Source organism: Micromonospora sp. ZG13, assembly GCF_059359355.1.
Genome location: NZ_JCADBQ010000013.1, coordinates 85,966 through 101,836 on the forward strand (window position 1 = coordinate 85,966; position 15,871 = coordinate 101,836).

Sequence of the window (15,871 nt, forward strand, 5' to 3'; positions counted from 1 at the left end):
GCGCCCCGGCGACGACCGAGCCCGCCGGCGGCCCGGGCGGCGCCGCGTCGCTGCCCCTGCCGCCGCCCCCGCCGCGGCTGCCGATCTGGCCGCTGGCGTTGATGTTCGGCATGGTGCCGGTGTGGTGGCTGGCCGGCGCGTTCTACCTCGGGTGGCCGCTGCTCGGGGCGCTGCTGTTCGCGCTGCTGGTCATCCGGGGCCGGGTGCCGCTGCCCCCGGCCGCCGGGATCTGGCTGCTGTTCCTGGCCGTCGTGGTGGTCAGCGCCACCCAGCTGCAGACGCCGGCCTCGGTGCTGACGTTCGCGCTGCGGCTCGCCTTCTACCTCACCGCGCTCGTGGTCGGCGTCTACGTCTACGCGGTCGCCCGCGAGCGCCCCGACCAGGCCGCGGTCCTCGTACCGCTCTGCGCCTTCTGGTTCGCGCTGGTCGCGCTGGGCTGGCTGGGCGTGCTGGCGCCCCGCTTCGCGCTGACCACCCCGGTGGAGGTGCTGCTGCCCGGCGGGGTGGCCAACACCCCGTTCATCCAGGACATGGTCCACCTGACCACCGCTGAATACAGCGCCCGGTCGCTGAACCCGATCTACCGGCCGGCCGCGCCATTCGCGTACACCAACAACTACGGCAGCGCGTACGCGATGACCCTGCCCTGCGTGGTGGCCTTCACCATGCTGCGGCGGCGTGGCGTGCTGCGCTGGGCGCTGCTGGCGTCGCTGCCGCTGTCGCTGGCGCCGGCCTTCCTCACGCTCAACCGGGCGATGTTCCTCAGCCTCGGCACCGGGCTGGCGGTGCTCGGCATCCGGGCCGCCCTGCGCGGCAACGTCCGGGTGGCCGCGTCGATCGTCGGGGTGGTGGTCATCGGGAGCCTCACCACCCTGTTCATCCCGGTCACCGAGCTGATCGGCAACCGGGTGGAGTCCAGCGACACCAACACCGACCGCCTCTCCCTCTACGTCGAGGTGATCCGGCGGGTACGGGAGTCGCCCTGGCTCGGCTACGGCGCGCCGGTGAACGTCGACACCGTCAGCGCCCAGGCGCCGATCGGCACCCAGGGGCAGCTGTGGATGGTGCTGTTCAGCCACGGCGTCCCCGCGCTGCTGTGCTTCCTCGCCTGGTTCGTGGTCGCCGCGCTGATCTGCGCCCGCGCCACGTCCGCCGCCGGGCAGTGGCTGGCCGTGGTGCCGGTCGTCTGCCTGGTGCAGATCCCCTTCTACGGCATGGCCAACCAGAACCTCGCGGTCGCCTTCTTCGCGGTCGCCTTCGCGATGGCGCTCACCGAACGGGAGACCTCGGCCCGGCTCCACCGCCCCCGACCCCTGCGCCCGGAAGCGGTACCCGCATGACCGCCACCACCCGAGGGCCGTCCGGCCCCCACCCGGCCGCCGCGCCCGCCGCGTCGGGTCCGGGCGGAGCGCCGCCCGCCGACGACACGGAGACCCGGCGCAGCGTCCGCAGCGGCGTCGCCGGGCTGGTCGGCGCGGCCACCAGCGGGCTCTTCGGCTTCCTGCTCGCGGTCGTCATCACGCGCGGCTACGGCACGGTCGGCTCCGGGGCGTTCTTCGCCGCGATCGGGGTGGTCACCGTCGCCACCGCCGTGTGCACCCTCGGCGCGGAGACCGGGCTGATGTGGGCGCTGCCGCGCCGGCGCCTCGGCGCCCGGGGCGACGCCGCCCGGGTGCTCCCGGTGGCGCTGGTCCCGCCGCTGCTGGTGGCGGTAGCCGTCGCCGTGGGCGGGGTGCTCGCCGCCGACGCGCTCGCCCCGCGCCTGCTCGGCGGCTCCGGCGTCGACGGTACGGCCCTGCTGACGGTCAGCTTCGCCGCGGTGCCGGTGGTGGTGGCCATGACGCTGCTGCTCGCCGCGCTGCGCTGCGTACGCCCGATCCGGGCGTACGTCGGGGTGCAGTTCTTCCTGCTGCCGGTGGCCCGGCCGGTGCTGGTCGGCGCGGCGGCCCTGGCCGGCGGGGGTCTGCTGGCCGGCATGACCGGCTGGCTGGTGCCGGCGGCGCTCGCCCTGCTGGCGTGCCTGACGCTGGTGGCCGGCCCGCTCGGCGTCGGCCGGGGCGCGGCGCTGCGACCCGCGCCCGGCGACTGGTCGGCGTTCTGGCGCTTCGCGCTGCCCCGGGCCGCGTCGGCAGCCATCGACGCCGGCAACATGTGGGTGGGCGTGCTGCTCACGTCGGTGCTCGCCGGGCCGGCCGACGCCGGCGTCTTCGGCGCGGTCGGGCGCTACATCCTCGCCGGCCAGCTGGCCATGCAGGGGCTGCGGGTGGCGGTGTCGCCGCAGCTGTCCCGGCTGCTCGGGCGCGGGGACCGGGCCGCGGCGGCGGCCGTGCACCGGCAGCTGACCACCTGGGGGCTGGTGCTGTCCTGGCCGGTCTACCTGCTGCTGGCCGTCTTCGGGTTGGCCTTCCTGCAGCTCTTCGGGTCCGAGTTCACCGCCGGCGCCCCCGCGATGACCGTGCTCGCGCTGGCCATGCTGGTCAACACCGGGGTCGGCAACGTACAGAGCCTGCTGCTGATGGGCGGGCGCAGCGGACTGCACCTGGCCGCCACGCTGGCCGGGCTGCTGGTCACCGTCTCGCTCGGCCTGTGGCTGATCCCGGCACACGGCGCGACGGGGGCGGCGCTGGCCTGGGCGCTCGGCATCGCCACCGAGAACCTCACCGCCGTGGCCTGCGCCCGGGCCGTCGTCGGCCAGCCCCTGGTCGACGCGGCGATGCTGCGCGCCGGGGCGGCCACCGTCGCCGGGGTCGGGGCCGCGGCGGGGATCGGGGTGCTGGCCGGCGGCCGGGGGATCGGCGGCCTGGCCGTGGCCCTGGGCGTGCTGGCCGCCGGCTGCGTCGGCTTGTTGACGTTGCCCCGGGTGCGGCGCCGCATCCGGGTGACCATGGTGCAGGTCCGTGGGCGGCAGGAGGCGGCCCCGGCCGCCACCGGGCCCGCCCCGGAGGAGACGAAGGGCAGGTGAGGTCGTCGTGCCGTCCATCCGAGACCGGGTGAAGCAGCTCGTACCGACCCAGGTGACGGAGCGGGTGCGGGAGTCACTCGTCGACTACGGGGTACGGACCAGCGACCGGCGACCGCTGCCGGACTTCCTCATCATCGGCACCAAACGGGGCGGCACCACCTCGCTGTGGAACTACCTCATCCAGCACCCACTGGTGCCCCGGCTCTTCCCGGCCTGGAACACCAAGTCCTCCCACTACTTCGAGGAGCACTGGCGTCGCGGCGAGGCCTGGTACCGCTCGCACTTTCCCACCCAGCGTCACCGGGAGGCGCTGGAGAAGCGGCACGGCGGGCCGGTACGGGTCGGCGAGGCGGCGCCGCTCTACATGTTCCACCCCCTCGCGGCGCAGCGGGTCGCCGCGCTGATGCCGTCGGTGCGGCTCATCGTGCTGCTGCGCGACCCGGTGGAGCGGGCGTACTCGCACTGGAAGGAGCGGCGTACGCACGGCATCGAGCCGCTCGACTTCGCCGCCGCGCTGGCCGCCGAGGGCGAGCGTACGGCGGGGGAGCGGGAACGGCTGATCGCCGAGCCGGAGTACTTCAGCGAGCCGTACGACTGGTACACCTACCGGGCCCGGGGCCGCTACCTGGAGCACCTGGAACCCTGGCTGGAGCGCTTCGACCGGGAGCAGATCCTCTTCCTGCCCAGCGAGGACCTCTACCGCGACGCCCGGTCCACCTACCGCCGGACGCTGGACTTCCTCGGCCTGCCGCCGCACGACCTGCCCGACTTCAAGGTCTACAACGACCGGCGCTCGGCGCCGCTGGAGCCGGCCGTACGCGCCGAGCTGACCGAGTACTACCGCCCGTACAACGACGCGTTGCGGCAGCGGCTGGGGCTGGAACTCGACTGGCCGGACCGGGCCGCGTGACGGCGCGTACGACCGACGCCGCCGACCCCCGCTCCCGTACCGACGGGCTGGGCTGGGTCACCCGGGCCGTGTTCGGCGACGAGCGGATCGCCCTGACCGTGGGCGCCCCGCCGCCGCCCGGGCACCGCGAGGTCGCCCGGTACGCGGTCGTCCCGTCGCTCGCCCGGGCCCGGTTCCTGCTGCCGCTCGGCGCGCCCCGCGCCACGGCGGCCTCGCTGCTGGCGTACAACGCGCTGCGCCCGCCGAAGGTGCGGGCGGTGCGGGCCGCGCTCGGCGTGCTGGCGCGGGTCGGCGCGGTCGACCTGGCCCCGTTCCCCCGGCTGACGGTGTCGCTGCCCGATCCGGTCACCGCCGACGAGGCGCTGCTGGCCGGGCGGCTGGGCGCCGCGCTCGGGAGACCGGCGGTGTACGCGGCCTGCGGGGTCCGCCCGCCGGACCCGAACCACAAGCCCACCCTGCAACTGTTCGCCCCCGACGGCCGGGCCCTCGGCTACGCGAAGATCGGCTGGAACGGCGCCACCCGGGCGCTGGTGACCACCGAGGCGGCGGCCCTGCGCGAGCTGCCGACGGTGACCGGCGCGCCCGACCACCCGGCGGCGCCCCGCCTGCTGGCCGAGACCACGGCCGCCGGGCAGGTCGTCGCGCTGGTCGAGCCGCTGCCGCCGGACGTACGGGGGGTGCCGGTCGACGACCCGCCGCGGATCGCGGCCCTGCTGGCCGTGGCCCGCCGGGGTGACCCGCCGGCGCCGCCGCGCCCGCTGGCGGCGTCGGCGTTCCTGGCCCGGCTCACCGCCGAGGCCGGGCGCGCCGCCGCCGGCACGCCGGACGGGGCCCGGGCGGTCGCCGCGGTCGCCGCCCTGGCCGACCGGCACGGCGGCACCGCCGTCGAGTTCGGGCACTGGCACGGCGACTGGGTGCCCTGGAACCTCGGCGTGCACGCCGGCCGCCTCGTCGCCTGGGACTGGGAGCACAGCGGGCCGGACGTGCCGCTCGGCTTCGACCTGGCGCACGACGCGTTCCAGCGGGCCCTGGTGCTGCGGGGCGAGCCGGCCGCCGTGGCGGCGCGGGCCGTCGACGCCCACCTCGACCGGCACGGCGCCGGGCTGGGGCTCGGGCCGGCGGCCGGGCGGCTGGTGGCCGACGCCTACCTGCTGGAGATGTGGTTGCGCACCTGGCGGCTGGCCGACGCCGGCGCCGGCTGGAACGCGGCGCTGCATCCCGCCCTGCTGGACGTCATCGAGAAACGACATAGCGGCTGATCCGCCGAAATCGCCGGAGCCAGCGGCGCGCCGCCGGCTCCGGACGGTGACGGAGAAACTCCAGGTCGTCACGATCGTCGATGTCGGCCATCGGTACGGCGCACCAGATCCGCCACCCGCGGAGATCGACTTGTCGCCCGGTCACCCTATTTCACCAGCCGGGGGACGTGTGATCTGCTGTCGCGTGGCGGCCACCGAACATCCAAGCGAACGTGTGGGGAGTCGCGTGGAAACGACAACCGAGGACGCCGGCGAGCCCGGAGTCCTGCTCCTGGTGGGCTCCAGCGGCGGCCACCTGGCCCAGCTGCTCGCCCTGCGCCCGTGGTACGAACGCTGGCGACGGTGCTGGGTCACCTTCGACACACCCGAGGCGCTGTCGCTGCTCGACGGCGAGGAACTGGTCCCGGCACACCACCCGACCACCCGCAACGTGCCGAACCTGCTGCGCAACGCCGTCCTGGCCTGGCGGGTGCTGCGCTCGCGGCGGGTCGCCGCCGTGGTGACCACCGGCGCCGGGGTGGCCGTCCCGTTCGTGGTGCTCGCCCGGCTCCGGCGGGTGCCGACCGTCTACATCGAGGTGTACGACCGCATCGACACCCCGACCCTGACCGCCCGGCTCTGCCGGCCGTTCCTCTCCGCGATGCTCGTGCAGTGGGACGAGCAGCGCCGGCAGTACCCGGAGGCCACCGTCGTGGGGACCCTGCTGTGAACGCCGAGAGCACCGGAACCGCCCCCGCGCACCGGGTCGCCCCGGGCCGGCCCCGCCCGGCGCCCGCCGGCCGCGTGCCCCGCCCGCGCGACCCCGGCGAACTCGCCCGGGCCCGACTGCTGGTCGCCGTCGGCACCGACAAGCACCCGTTCGACCGGCTGGTCGGCTGGCTCGCGGAGTGGCACCCCACGGTCGGCGAGAACGTCGGGCTGACCGTCCAGCACGGACACACCCGGGCCCCCGGGGTGCCCGGGGCGGTGCCCTTCCTCGGCCACGACGAACTCCAGACCGCGATGGCCGAGGCCCACCTCGTGGTCTGCCACGGCGGCCCGGCCACCATCCTGGAGGCCCGCCGCCACGGCCACCTGCCGATCGTCGTGCCCCGGGACCCGACCCGGGGCGAGCACGTCGACGACCACCAGCAACTGTTCGCCCGCCGCCTGGGCGCGGCCGGCATGGTGGCGCTCGCCGAGACCCGGGAGGCGCTGTTCGAGGCGCTCACCGCCGGCCTCGCCGACCCGTCCCGGTACGCCGTCGCGGCCGACCCGGACGCGTCCGAGGCGCGCCGCGCGGCGGTCGAGCAGGTGGGGCGGATCGTGGAGGACCTGGTGGCCGCGTCGACCGGACGACGGCGGGGGACGAGGTGGCGGCCGTGGGCGCGGTCGGGCCGGAACGGAGAGCGGCGATGACCGAACATCCGAGCGTGAGCGCGGTGGTCCCCACCCGGGACCGTCCGGAGCTGCTCCGGGCCGCCGTGCGCGCCATCCTCGACCAGGACCACCCCGGCACGATCGAGGTGGTGGTGGTCTACGACCAGTCCGAGCCGGACGCCGCACTGGCCGAGCTGTCCCGCCCGGGACGGCTGGTCCGGGTGATCCGCAACGAGCGCGCCCCGGGCCTGGCCGGCGCCCGCAACAGCGGCGTCCTGGCCGCCACCGGCGAGCTCGTCGCGTTCTGCGACGACGACGACGAGTGGCTGCCCGGCAAGCTGAGCGCCCAGGTCGAGGCGCTCGCCGCCCACCCCGACGCGGAGTTCGTCAGCTGCGGCATCCGGGTCAGCTACGACGGGCACACCGTCGACCGGGCGCTGCCGAAGGACTCGGTCACCCTGGCCGACCTGCTGCGCGACCGGATGACGGAGCTGCACCCGTCGACCTTCCTGATCCGCGCCGCCGCGCTGCGCGACGGGTTCGGGCTGGTCGACGAGGAGATCCCGGGCAGCTACGCGGAGGACTACGAGTTCCTGCTGCGGGCCGCCCGCAGCGCGCCGCTGGTCAACCTGCGCACGCCGTACGTGCTGGTGCGCTGGCACAAGCGGTCCTACTTCGCGCAGCGCTGGGACACCATCTCCGAGGCGTTGCAGTGGCTGCTGGAGCGCTACCCCGAGTTCGGCACACAGCCGGCCGGCGAGGCGCGGGTCACCGGGCAGATCGCCTTCGCCCGCGCCGCGTCCGGCGACCGGCGGGGCGCGATGCGCTGGGCCCGGCACACCATCCGGCGCAACCCGCGCGAGCCGAGGGCGTACCTGGCCCTCGCCGTGGCCGGGCGGATGGTCCGCGCCGACGCGGTGCTGCGCACCCTGCACAAGCGCGGCCGGGGAATCTGAGCCCGCCGTCGCCCGAGGGCACTGGCCGGCGCGGACCGGCCAGGCCCTCGGGCGCGGGAGCCCTAACGGCGGGTCGTGTCGGGGCGGTCGGTCACCCGGCGTTCGCGCCGCCCCCGGCGATCGGCCGAAGCCTGTCGCAGCTTTTCGTACCAGGCCGGAGTCGTGGCCGGATCGAAGATCCGGGCGATCACGATGTCGGTGGAGGAGTGCGCCAGGATCGACAGCACGATGGTCAGCGCCACCAGGTGGAAGATCTCGTCACCGGCCGGGATGCCTGCCTGGAGTACCAGCAGGCCGTAGACCACCGAGGCGAAGCCCTTCGGCCCGAACCACATCGCGGCGAACTGCTCGGTGCGGCTCAGCCGGGAGCCGAGGAACGAGACGGCCAGCGCCACCGGACGGGCCACCACGATGGCGAGCACCGCGAACACCCAGCCGGGCCAGGAGATCTCGCCGAGGAACTCGATCGAGATGAGCGCGCCGAAGACCAGCAGCGCGGCCAACTTGAACACCTCGGCGATCAGCTCGCCGAAGTGCTCGAAGCTCTCCCGCTGCCGCTCGCCGAAGGTGGCCACGGTGATGCCGGCGGCGAACGCCGCGAGGAAGAGGTTGGCGTGGGTGACCTGGCCCAGGGCCAGCACCAGCAGGCCGATCGCCACGCCGTTCAGCGGCTCGTACTGGGTGGAGGCCGAGAAGAAGCGGGTCCTCTCCAGACGCAGCGCCAACCACGGCACCCCGACCCCGATGACCACCCCCAGCAGCAGTTCCAGGCCCAGCTCGTCCAGGTGCAGGTCGTCCGAGCCGGCCGCGACGGCCAGGAACAGGATGACGAAGGGCAGCGCCAGGCCGTCGTTGATCCCGGACTCGACGTTGAGCAGGTGCCGCAGCCGGCCGGGCACCCGGTCGTTGCCGACCAGCGCCGAGGCGAACACCGGGTCCGTGGGCGCGAGGACCGCGCCGAGCAGCAGCGACTCCGGCCAGCCCAACCCGACCACGTAGTGCGCCAGCAGCGCGGTGATCAGCAGCGTCAGCGGCAGGCCCCAGCCCAGCGCCCGACCGGGCAGCCGCCACGCCGAGCGCAGGTCCGCCCAGCCCACCCGCATGCCGTCGGTGAAGAGCACGGTGAACAGGGCCAGTTCGGCCAGCGTCGCCACGATCGGCGAGTCGGCGGTGATGTCCAGCACGCCGGTGGTCTCCGGGCCCAGCACGAAACCGGCGACCAGGAAGAGCACGGCGGTGGACAGGATCGTGCGGTGGGCCAGGCTCGAGAGCAGGACCGCCAGCAGCAGGGCGGCGGCGAACGCGAAGAGCAGCACCGGGGCTCCCAGGAATCGGGGTCGACGAAGTCACTGCCGACCAGACTTCCCGGCGCACCGCGCTGATCGTACGGTTTCCCGCCGACCGTGGCGTCCGCAGGGCGGGACACGGCGGGCACCGCACGGCGGCGGCCACCGGGCGTGACAGACTGACCGCTGTGTTGCGCTGGTTGACTGCAGGGGAATCGCACGGTCCCGCCCTCGTCGCGATGCTGGAGGGCGTACCCGCCGGCGTCGAGGTGACCACCGGGGAGATCGCCGGTGAGCTGGCCCGGCGCCGGCTCGGCTACGGCCGGGGTGCGCGGATGTCGTTCGAGCAGGACGAGGTCGAGGTCATCGGCGGGCTCCGACACGGGGTGACCCTCGGCAGCCCCGTCGCGATCCGCGTCGGCAACTCCGAGTGGCCCAAGTGGCGCACGGTCATGGCGGCCGACCCCGTCGACGCGGAGGAGCTCGCCAGCCAGGCCCGCAACGCGCCACTGACCCGCCCCCGTCCGGGCCACGCCGACCTGGCCGGCATGCAGAAGTACGGCCACACCGACGCCCGGCCGATCCTGGAACGGGCCAGCGCGCGGGAGACCGCCGCCCGCGTCGCCGTCGGCACGGTCGCCAAGGCGCTGCTCCGGCAGGCCCTCGGCGTCGAGATCGTCTCGCACGTGGTGGAGCTGGGTCCGGTCGCCGCGAAGCCCGGCCTCCGCCCGGCGCCCGCCGACGCCGAGCGCATCGACGCCGACCCGCTGCGCTGCCTCGACCCGGAGGCCAGCGCCCGGATGGTCGCCGAGGTCGACGCCGCGAAGAAGGCCGCCGACACCCTGGGCGGCGTGGTCGAGGTGCTGGCGTACGGGGTGCCGCCGGGCCTGGGCAGCCACGTGCAGTGGGACCGCAAGCTCGACGCCCGGCTCGCCACCGCGCTGATGTCCATCCAGGCCATCAAGGGCGTGGAGATCGGCGACGGCTGGCAGCAGGCGCGCTCCCGGGGCTCCGAGGCGCACGACGAGATCATCCCCACCGCCACCGGCGTGCGTCGGGTCACCGACCGGGCCGGCGGGCTGGAGGGTGGCATCACCACCGGCGAGCCGCTGCGGGTGAAGGCCGCCATGAAGCCGATCTCGTCGCTCAACCGGGCCCTGGCCACGGTGGACGTCACCACCGGCGAGCCGGCCACGGCGATCAACCAGCGCTCGGACGTCTGCGCCGTGCCCGCCGCCGCCGTCGTCGCCGAGGCGATGGTGGCGCTGGTGCTGGCCGAGGCCGCCACCGAGAAGTTCGGCGGCGACTCGGTCGCCGAGATCCGCCGCAACCTGGCCGGCTACCTCGACGCGCTGGTGATCCGGTGAGCGCGCGACGGCGGGCGGGGCGCGCGGCCGGCCGGCGGTGCCGCTGATGGCGCCGGTCTGCGTACTGGTCGGGGCGCCCGGCTCCGGCAAGACCACCGTCGGGCTGCTGGTGGCGGAGCTGCTCGGCGTGGAGTTCCGCGACACCGACCTGGACATCGTGCGGCTGGCCGGCAAGCCGATCCCCGAGATCTTCATCGACGAGGGCGAGGAGCACTTCCGTACCCTCGAACGGGCGGCGGTGGCGGCGGGCCTGGCCTCGTGCGAGGGCGTGCTCGCCCTCGGCGGCGGCGCGGTCCTCGCCGAGGAGAACCGCGCCGCCCTGGTCGGGCACCCCGTGGTGTACCTCTCCGTCGAGCTGTCCGACGCGGTGAAGCGGGTCGGGCTCGGCGCGGGCCGCCCACTGCTGGCGATCAACCCGCGGGCGACGCTGAAGTACCTGTTGGACCAGCGCCGCCCGCTCTACGCCGAGGTGGCCACCGCCACGGTCGTCACCGACGGGCGGGAACCGGCGGAGATCGCCGCCGAGATCACCGCGCTGCTCAAGCGCTGAGAGCGGCCGTCAGTCGCGGGCGATCCGGTCGAGCACGTCGGCCAGGCCCTTCGGCTCGCTGAGCATCGGCCAGTGGCCGGTGGGCAGCGCGTACAGCCGGCCGCCGGCCAGCCCGGCGAAGAAGGGGTGGCCCCGCGCGATCATGTCCTCGACCACCGCGAGCGGGAAGGTGCTCGCCACCAGGGCCGTCGGCACCGCGCGCCCACCCGTGCGGCGGACCGGGTCGGTGGCGGCGCGCAGCGGGTGGGCGGTGGCCCGCCGCCGCAGCAGCGCGAGCGCGGCGGGATCCAACCCGGTCAGGTTCTGCGGATCCTCCGCCGGGTCGAACGCGGGCGGCGGCAGCAGGTGCCCGTCGCCGATCTGGGCGCGCAGCCGCTCCTGCTCCTCGGGCGGGTTGCTGTCGAACTGCGACATGCCGTCGGGCATCGGCCCGCTCTCCACGTACACCACCCGGGCGATCCGCTCTCCGACGCGGTCCGCCGCCTGGGTCACCGGTAGCCCGCCGCCGGAGTGGCCCACCAGCACGACGTCGTGCAGCTCCTCCACCTCGATCAGCCGGACGATGTCGGTCGTGTGTGTCTCCAGGCCGACCTCCGGGCCGGCGAGGTGGGCGCGCTCGGCCACCCCGGTCAGCGTCACCGGGTGGACCTCGTGTCCCTGCCCGCGCAGCGCCGTGGTCACGTCGCGCCACGCCCAACCGCCCAGCCAGAACCCCGGCACCAGTACGAACGTCGCCATCGCGACCTCCCTCTCTCGTCGTCCGCGACCACCGTACGATCGAATCCGGACGCTTTCCGCCCGCTTTGAAGGAGTGGTCCGTGTCGCATCCCGCCGCCCGGGTGCTCGGCATGCTCGAGCTGCTCCAGAGCCACCACCGGCTCACCGGGGCGGAGCTGGCCCGCCGGCTGGGGGTGGACGGGCGCACGGTGCGCCGTTACGCCGCGACCCTGGCCGAGCTGGGCATCCCGGTCGCCGCCGAGCGGGGCCGCCACGGCGGCTACCGGCTGAGTCCCGGCTACAAACTGCCGCCGCTGATGCTCACCGACGACGAGGCCGTCGCCGTGCTGCTCGGCCTGGTCGCCGCCGAGCGGCTCGGGCTGGGCACCGAGGAGCCGGCGACCGCGACCGCGCTGGCCAAGATCCGCAGGGTGCTCCCGCCCACGCTGGGTGACCGCCTCGCGGCGGTGCAGGAGCACCTCGGCTTCACCCTGCGGCGATCGGCGCCGCAGGCCCGGCCGGCGACCGGGACGCTGCTCACCCTCGGCGCCGCCGCCCGGCACCGGCGCCGGGTACGGCTGGAGCACCGTTCCTCCTCCGGCGCGGTCACCCGCCGGGATCTCGACCCGTACGGGCTGGTCTTCCACTCCGGCCGCTGGTACGTCACGGGCCACGACCACCTGCGCGGAGAGGTGCGCACGTTCCGGCTGGACCGGATCGGGGAGGTGCTGCCGGGGGAGCAGACCTTCGCCGTCCCCGACGGCTTCGACCCGGTCGCCCAGGTGACCCGATCGCTGGCCCGCGTCCCGTACGCCCACGACGTCGAGGTGCTGCTGGAGGCCGACCTGGCCGCTGCCCGACGCCGTCTACCGCCCAGCGTGGCCGAACTGAGCGCGACCGACGGCGGCGTGCTGCTGCGCGCCCGCGCGGAGAGCCTGGCCGGGATGGCCCAGCTGCTCGCGGGGCTGGGCTGGCCGTTCACCGTCGTACGCCCCGAGGCCCTGCGCGCCGAGGTCGCCGCGCACGCCCGGAGGCTGGCCGCTTGGGCGGCCCGTGCGCCCGGGTGATCCCGCCCGAGGGGCGGCCCGCGCGGCCCTGCCCGGCACGCGATCGGGTGGCCACGAAGTGGACAGTTCCCGCCGGCGATCGGGCGGCTGGACTAGGCTGCCGGCGATGGACGAGGTGACCCGGATCCCGGTCGGCGGCGAGCGCCCGTACGACGTGCTGGTGGGACGCGACCTGCTCGAGGCGCTGCCCGGGCTGCTGCCGGACGCGACGCGGGTGGCGGTGCTGCACGCGCACCCGCTGAAGGAACTGGCCGACGCGATCGGCGGGCGGCTGCACGCGGCCGGCGTCACGCCGCTGCTGATCGAGGTGCCGGACGCCGAGGCGGGCAAGCGCATCGACGTCGCGGCGACGTGCTGGGACCGGCTGGGAGAGGCCGGGTTCACCCGTACCGACGCGGTGGTGGGCGTCGGCGGCGGCGCGGTGACCGACCTGGCCGGCTTCGTCGCGGCCTGCTGGCTGCGGGGGGTGCGCTGGGTGCCGGTGGCGACGTCGCTGCTGGGCATGGTCGACGCGGCGGTGGGCGGCAAGACCGGGATCAACACCGCGGCCGGCAAGAACCTGGTGGGAGCGTTCCACCCGCCGGTCGGCGTGCTCGCCGACCTGGCGACGCTGGACAGCCTCCCACCGGCCGACCTGACCGCGGGCCTGGCCGAGGTGGTCAAGTGCGGCTTCATCGCCGACCCGGTGATCCTCGACCTGGTGGAACGGGACCGGACGGCGGCCACCGACCCGGCGGGCCCGGTGACCCGTGAGCTGATCGAACGGGCGATCCGGGTGAAGTCCGACGTGGTCTCGGGCGACCTGCGCGAGTCGGGCGTACGGGAGGTGCTCAACTACGGCCACACCCTGGCCCACGCCATCGAGAAGGCGGAGGGCTACCGCTGGCGGCACGGCCACGCGGTGTCGGTCGGCCTCGTCTACGCCGGTGAGCTGGCCCGGCTGGCCGGCCGGCTGGACGCTCCCACCGCCGAGCGGCACCGGCGGGTCGTGGCGGCGCTCGGCCTGCCCACCGGCTATCCGGCGGGGGCCTGGCCGGAACTGCTGGCCACGATGCGGGTGGACAAGAAGACCCGGGGCAGCCAGCTGCGCTTCGTGGTGCTGGAGGGGCTGGCCCGGCCCGCGATCCTGGAGGGGCCGGACGACGAGCTGCTGGAGGCGGCCTACCGGCAGGTGGCCGCGTGAAGGTCTACGTGCTGAACGGCCCCAACCTCGGCCGGCTCGGCAGCCGGCAGCCGGACGTCTACGGGGCGACCAGCTACGCGGATCTGGTGACGCTCTGCGAGTCGACCGGGCGGGAACTCGGCCTGGACGTGACGGTCCGGCAGACCGACGCCGAGCACGAGCTGCTGGGCTGGCTGCACGCCGCCGCCGACGAGGGCGCCGCCGTGGTGCTCAACCCCGCCGCCTGGTCGCACTACTCGTATGCGGTCCGGGACGCCTGCGCCATGCTGCGCGGGCCGCTGGTCGAGGTGCACATCTCCAACATCCACTCCCGCGAGGAGTTCCGGCACCACTCGGTGGTGTCGGCCGTGGCCACCGGGGTGATCTGCGGACTCGGGGTCGACGGCTACCGCCTGGCCCTGCACCACCTGGCCGCCCGCAACGCTTGACGCCCGCCCCCGCCGCCCCGTCCACCCCGTGCGGAGGTGAGTGCTGGGCACGAGCCGCGGGTCCTGCGGGAGCGGCGATTCGCGAACTGCGGCGACTGTGCAACGGCGACCCGGGGCACCGGCCCGCATCGGCGACCCAGGGCGGCGACCCCCATGAGGCGGCGGTCGTCGGACGGCGGCGGTAGGCGCAGCCGCCTTCGCCTCGGCCCGTCTGCCGCCGGGGCGACTGTGCGGCGCGGCTGCCAGTAACACTGAGTCACACCATTCTGCGCTACCCGCTGTAATCGTCCGGACGCCTCACCCGTCCCGCGCTCAGGCGCTTTGCTCTGCATACGGATTCGCACCATCGGATTGACCTGCGGTTTTCCCGTCGTCAGGGAAATCGTCGCCAGCTCGGAATGTTACCGACCGTCAGTGGTGCGTCGGTGGCTGCAGAGCAAAGGGGCGGGGGTGGTCATCCCTCACGGGTGCATCCGGCTGCGGAGGGTGACGTTCCGGTGCGCTGTCGCTGCGGGAACCGCGTTGCCGGCCGCACCGGGGAGCGCCGGGACCAGCGCCGGGACGCCTCGCGGGAGGATGGCGGCGTGCGGCGTCCGGTGGGGGCGCCGCGTCCGGCGGGGGAGCGCGGGCGGGGCGCGGGCAGCGCCGGGCAGCGGCGTTCGGCGCAACTAGTAGACTTGCCAGGTCTGTCCGCCAATTGATGATCAAGGCAGGAAATGGCCACCACCAACGACCTGAAGAACGGCCTGGTACTCAACCTCGACGGAGAGCTTTGGGCCGTCGTCGAGTTCCAGCACGTCAAGCCCGGTAAGGGTGGTGCGTTCGTGCGTACCACGCTGAAGAACGTGCTGTCCGGCAAGGTGGTCGACAAGACCTTCAACGCGGGCACCAAGGTCGAGACCGCGACCGTGGACAAGCGCACCATGCAGTACCTCTACGCCGACGGCGAGGACTACGTCTTCATGGATCTGGAGACGTTCGACCAGATCACCGTGCCGAACGCCACGGTCGGCGACGCGGCGAACTACCTGCTGCCCGAGGCCGAGGCGACCGTGGCCACCCACGAGGGTGTCCCGCTCTACATCGAGCTGCCCACCAGCGTCGTGCTGGAGGTCACCTACACCGAGCCGGGCCTCCAGGGCGACCGGTCGACCGGCGGCAACAAGCCGGCCACCGTCGAGACCGGCGCGACCGTGCAGGTGCCGCTCTTCGTCACCACCGGCGAGAAGATCAAGGTCGACACCCGCGACGGCCGTTACCTCGGCCGCGCCTGATGGCCGAGGGTCCCAAGCAGCAGATGCCGGCGCGCCGCAAGGCGCGCAAGCGGGCGCTGGACGTGCTCTTCGAGGCCGACCTGCGGGACCGCCCGCCGGTCGAGGTGCTCGCCGGCTACATCGAGCGGATCGAGAAGCCCCGACCCGAGCACCTGGGATACGCGGTGAGCCTGGTCGAGGGCGTCGCCGCCCACCTCGACCGGATCGACGAGGTGATCGCGAGCTACGCCGAGGGGTGGACGCTGGACAGGATGCCGGCGGTCGACCGCAACCTCGCCCGGATCGCGGTCTACGAGTTGCTCTACGTCGACGAGATCGACGACGCGGTGGCCATCAGTGAGGCCGTCGAGCTGGCCCGGCAGATGTCGACCGACGACTCGCCGCGCTTCCTCAACGGCATCCTCGGCCGTATCGCCGAGTACGCCACGCGCTGACGCGGCGCACGTCACACGCCGATGTGCGTCACACCCTGTGGGTGACGGCGGCGCGGGTGCGGGTGGGGAACGCGACACGTACGACAGAAAGGGCCCGTGCCGGACGGCACGGGCCCTTT

At 74.6% G+C, this 15,871-nt stretch carries 16 protein-coding genes; 14 read left to right on the top strand and 2 right to left on the bottom strand.

From position 1 onward, the window contains the following. Positions 1–101 precede the first annotated feature (101 nt). The 7 genes from AC5L34_RS23195 to AC5L34_RS23225 all read left to right on the top strand — a co-directional run bounded on the left by AC5L34_RS23195 (position 102) and on the right by AC5L34_RS23225 (position 7,446). Positions 102–1,340, top strand: a complete 1,239-nt coding sequence (locus AC5L34_RS23195) for an O-antigen ligase family protein (RefSeq protein WP_494827002.1) — start codon at positions 102–104, stop codon at positions 1,338–1,340. Then, positions 1,337–2,962 carry a lipopolysaccharide biosynthesis protein gene (locus AC5L34_RS23200; RefSeq protein WP_494826933.1) on the top strand — a complete coding sequence of 542 codons (1,626 nt, stop codon included), beginning with the start codon at positions 1,337–1,339 and terminating at the stop codon, positions 2,960–2,962. Before AC5L34_RS23195 ends, AC5L34_RS23200 begins: the two co-directional genes overlap by 4 nt. Before the next feature lie 7 nt (positions 2,963–2,969). Beyond that, positions 2,970–3,872, top strand: coding sequence for a sulfotransferase domain-containing protein (locus tag AC5L34_RS23205; protein WP_089000979.1), 903 nt, complete (start codon positions 2,970–2,972; stop codon positions 3,870–3,872). Continuing rightward, positions 3,869–5,131: a hypothetical protein gene (locus tag AC5L34_RS23210; protein ID WP_494826935.1), complete on the top strand. Its 1,263-nt coding sequence runs from the start codon at positions 3,869–3,871 to the stop codon at positions 5,129–5,131. The genes AC5L34_RS23205 and AC5L34_RS23210 overlap by 4 nt, the downstream gene beginning before the upstream one ends. Before the next feature lie 226 nt (positions 5,132–5,357). Then, positions 5,358–5,840, top strand: coding sequence for a glycosyltransferase family 28 protein (locus AC5L34_RS23215; protein WP_089000977.1), 483 nt, complete (start codon positions 5,358–5,360; stop codon positions 5,838–5,840). Between the two features lie 74 nt (positions 5,841–5,914). Then, entirely contained in the window at positions 5,915–6,529 is a 615-nt protein-coding gene (locus AC5L34_RS23220) for a glycosyltransferase (RefSeq protein WP_494827004.1), read from the top strand. After that, complete coding sequence (locus AC5L34_RS23225) at positions 6,526–7,446, top strand: glycosyltransferase family 2 protein (RefSeq protein WP_441177271.1); 921 nt, start codon at positions 6,526–6,528, stop codon at positions 7,444–7,446. Before AC5L34_RS23220 ends, AC5L34_RS23225 begins: the two co-directional genes overlap by 4 nt. A 62-nt stretch (positions 7,447–7,508) precedes the next feature. On the opposite strand, the gene AC5L34_RS23230 is transcribed toward AC5L34_RS23225, so the two are convergent. After that, a complete protein-coding gene (locus AC5L34_RS23230; protein WP_494827006.1) occupies positions 7,509–8,774 on the bottom strand; it encodes a cation:proton antiporter in 1,266 nt (421 codons plus the stop codon). A 146-nt stretch (positions 8,775–8,920) separates the two neighbouring features. Here AC5L34_RS23230 and aroC point away from each other — a divergent pair, with 146 nt between their 5' ends. Together aroC and AC5L34_RS23240 are read left to right on the top strand one after the other, a co-directional pair. Next, entirely contained in the window at positions 8,921–10,099 is a 1,179-nt protein-coding gene (gene aroC / locus AC5L34_RS23235; protein WP_089000974.1) for a chorismate synthase, read from the top strand. 46 nt (positions 10,100–10,145) lie between these two features. Beyond that, positions 10,146–10,649: a shikimate kinase gene (locus AC5L34_RS23240; RefSeq protein ID WP_441177273.1), complete on the top strand. Its 504-nt coding sequence runs from the start codon at positions 10,146–10,148 to the stop codon at positions 10,647–10,649. 9 nt (positions 10,650–10,658) lie between these two features. On the opposite strand, the gene AC5L34_RS23245 is transcribed toward AC5L34_RS23240, so the two are convergent. Then, complete coding sequence (locus AC5L34_RS23245) at positions 10,659–11,387, bottom strand: alpha/beta fold hydrolase (RefSeq protein ID WP_494826938.1); 729 nt, start codon at positions 11,385–11,387, stop codon at positions 10,659–10,661. 80 nt (positions 11,388–11,467) lie between these two features. Here AC5L34_RS23245 and AC5L34_RS23250 point away from each other — a divergent pair, with 80 nt between their 5' ends. From AC5L34_RS23250 to nusB, 5 genes are all read left to right on the top strand, one after another. Next, the gene (locus AC5L34_RS23250) at positions 11,468–12,433 is read left to right on the top strand and encodes a helix-turn-helix transcriptional regulator (RefSeq protein WP_494826940.1); all 966 of its coding nucleotides are present in this window, start codon (positions 11,468–11,470) and stop codon (positions 12,431–12,433) included. A gap of 106 nt (positions 12,434–12,539) precedes the next feature. Continuing rightward, positions 12,540–13,616: a 3-dehydroquinate synthase gene (aroB, locus tag AC5L34_RS23255; RefSeq protein ID WP_441177276.1), complete on the top strand. Its 1,077-nt coding sequence runs from the start codon at positions 12,540–12,542 to the stop codon at positions 13,614–13,616. Beyond that, positions 13,613–14,044, top strand: coding sequence for a type II 3-dehydroquinate dehydratase (gene aroQ / locus AC5L34_RS23260; RefSeq protein WP_494826942.1), 432 nt, complete (start codon positions 13,613–13,615; stop codon positions 14,042–14,044). The genes aroB and aroQ overlap by 4 nt, the downstream gene beginning before the upstream one ends. Before the next feature lie 716 nt (positions 14,045–14,760). After that, the gene (efp, locus tag AC5L34_RS23265; RefSeq protein ID WP_089000969.1) at positions 14,761–15,318 is read left to right on the top strand and encodes an elongation factor P; all 558 of its coding nucleotides are present in this window, start codon (positions 14,761–14,763) and stop codon (positions 15,316–15,318) included. Between the two features lie 23 nt (positions 15,319–15,341). After that, the gene (gene nusB, locus AC5L34_RS23270) at positions 15,342–15,752 is read left to right on the top strand and encodes a transcription antitermination factor NusB (RefSeq protein WP_172896683.1); all 411 of its coding nucleotides are present in this window, start codon (positions 15,342–15,344) and stop codon (positions 15,750–15,752) included. Positions 15,753–15,871 lie beyond the last annotated feature (119 nt).

Coding starts and splice junctions, on each gene's coding strand:
- AC5L34_RS23195 (WP_494827002.1), top strand. CDS start 102: ATGTTCGGCATGGTGCCGGTGTGGTGGCTGGCCGGCGCGTTCTACCTC.
- AC5L34_RS23200 (WP_494826933.1), top strand. CDS start 1,337: ATGACCGCCACCACCCGAGGGCCGTCCGGCCCCCACCCGGCCGCCGCG.
- AC5L34_RS23225 (WP_441177271.1), top strand. CDS start 6,526: ATGACCGAACATCCGAGCGTGAGCGCGGTGGTCCCCACCCGGGACCGT.
- AC5L34_RS23240 (WP_441177273.1), top strand. CDS start 10,146: ATGGCGCCGGTCTGCGTACTGGTCGGGGCGCCCGGCTCCGGCAAGACC.
- AC5L34_RS23245 (WP_494826938.1), bottom strand. CDS start 11,387: ATGGCGACGTTCGTACTGGTGCCGGGGTTCTGGCTGGGCGGTTGGGCG.
- aroB (WP_441177276.1), top strand. CDS start 12,540: ATGGACGAGGTGACCCGGATCCCGGTCGGCGGCGAGCGCCCGTACGAC.
- efp (WP_089000969.1), top strand. CDS start 14,761: ATGGCCACCACCAACGACCTGAAGAACGGCCTGGTACTCAACCTCGAC.
- nusB (WP_172896683.1), top strand. CDS start 15,342: ATGCCGGCGCGCCGCAAGGCGCGCAAGCGGGCGCTGGACGTGCTCTTC.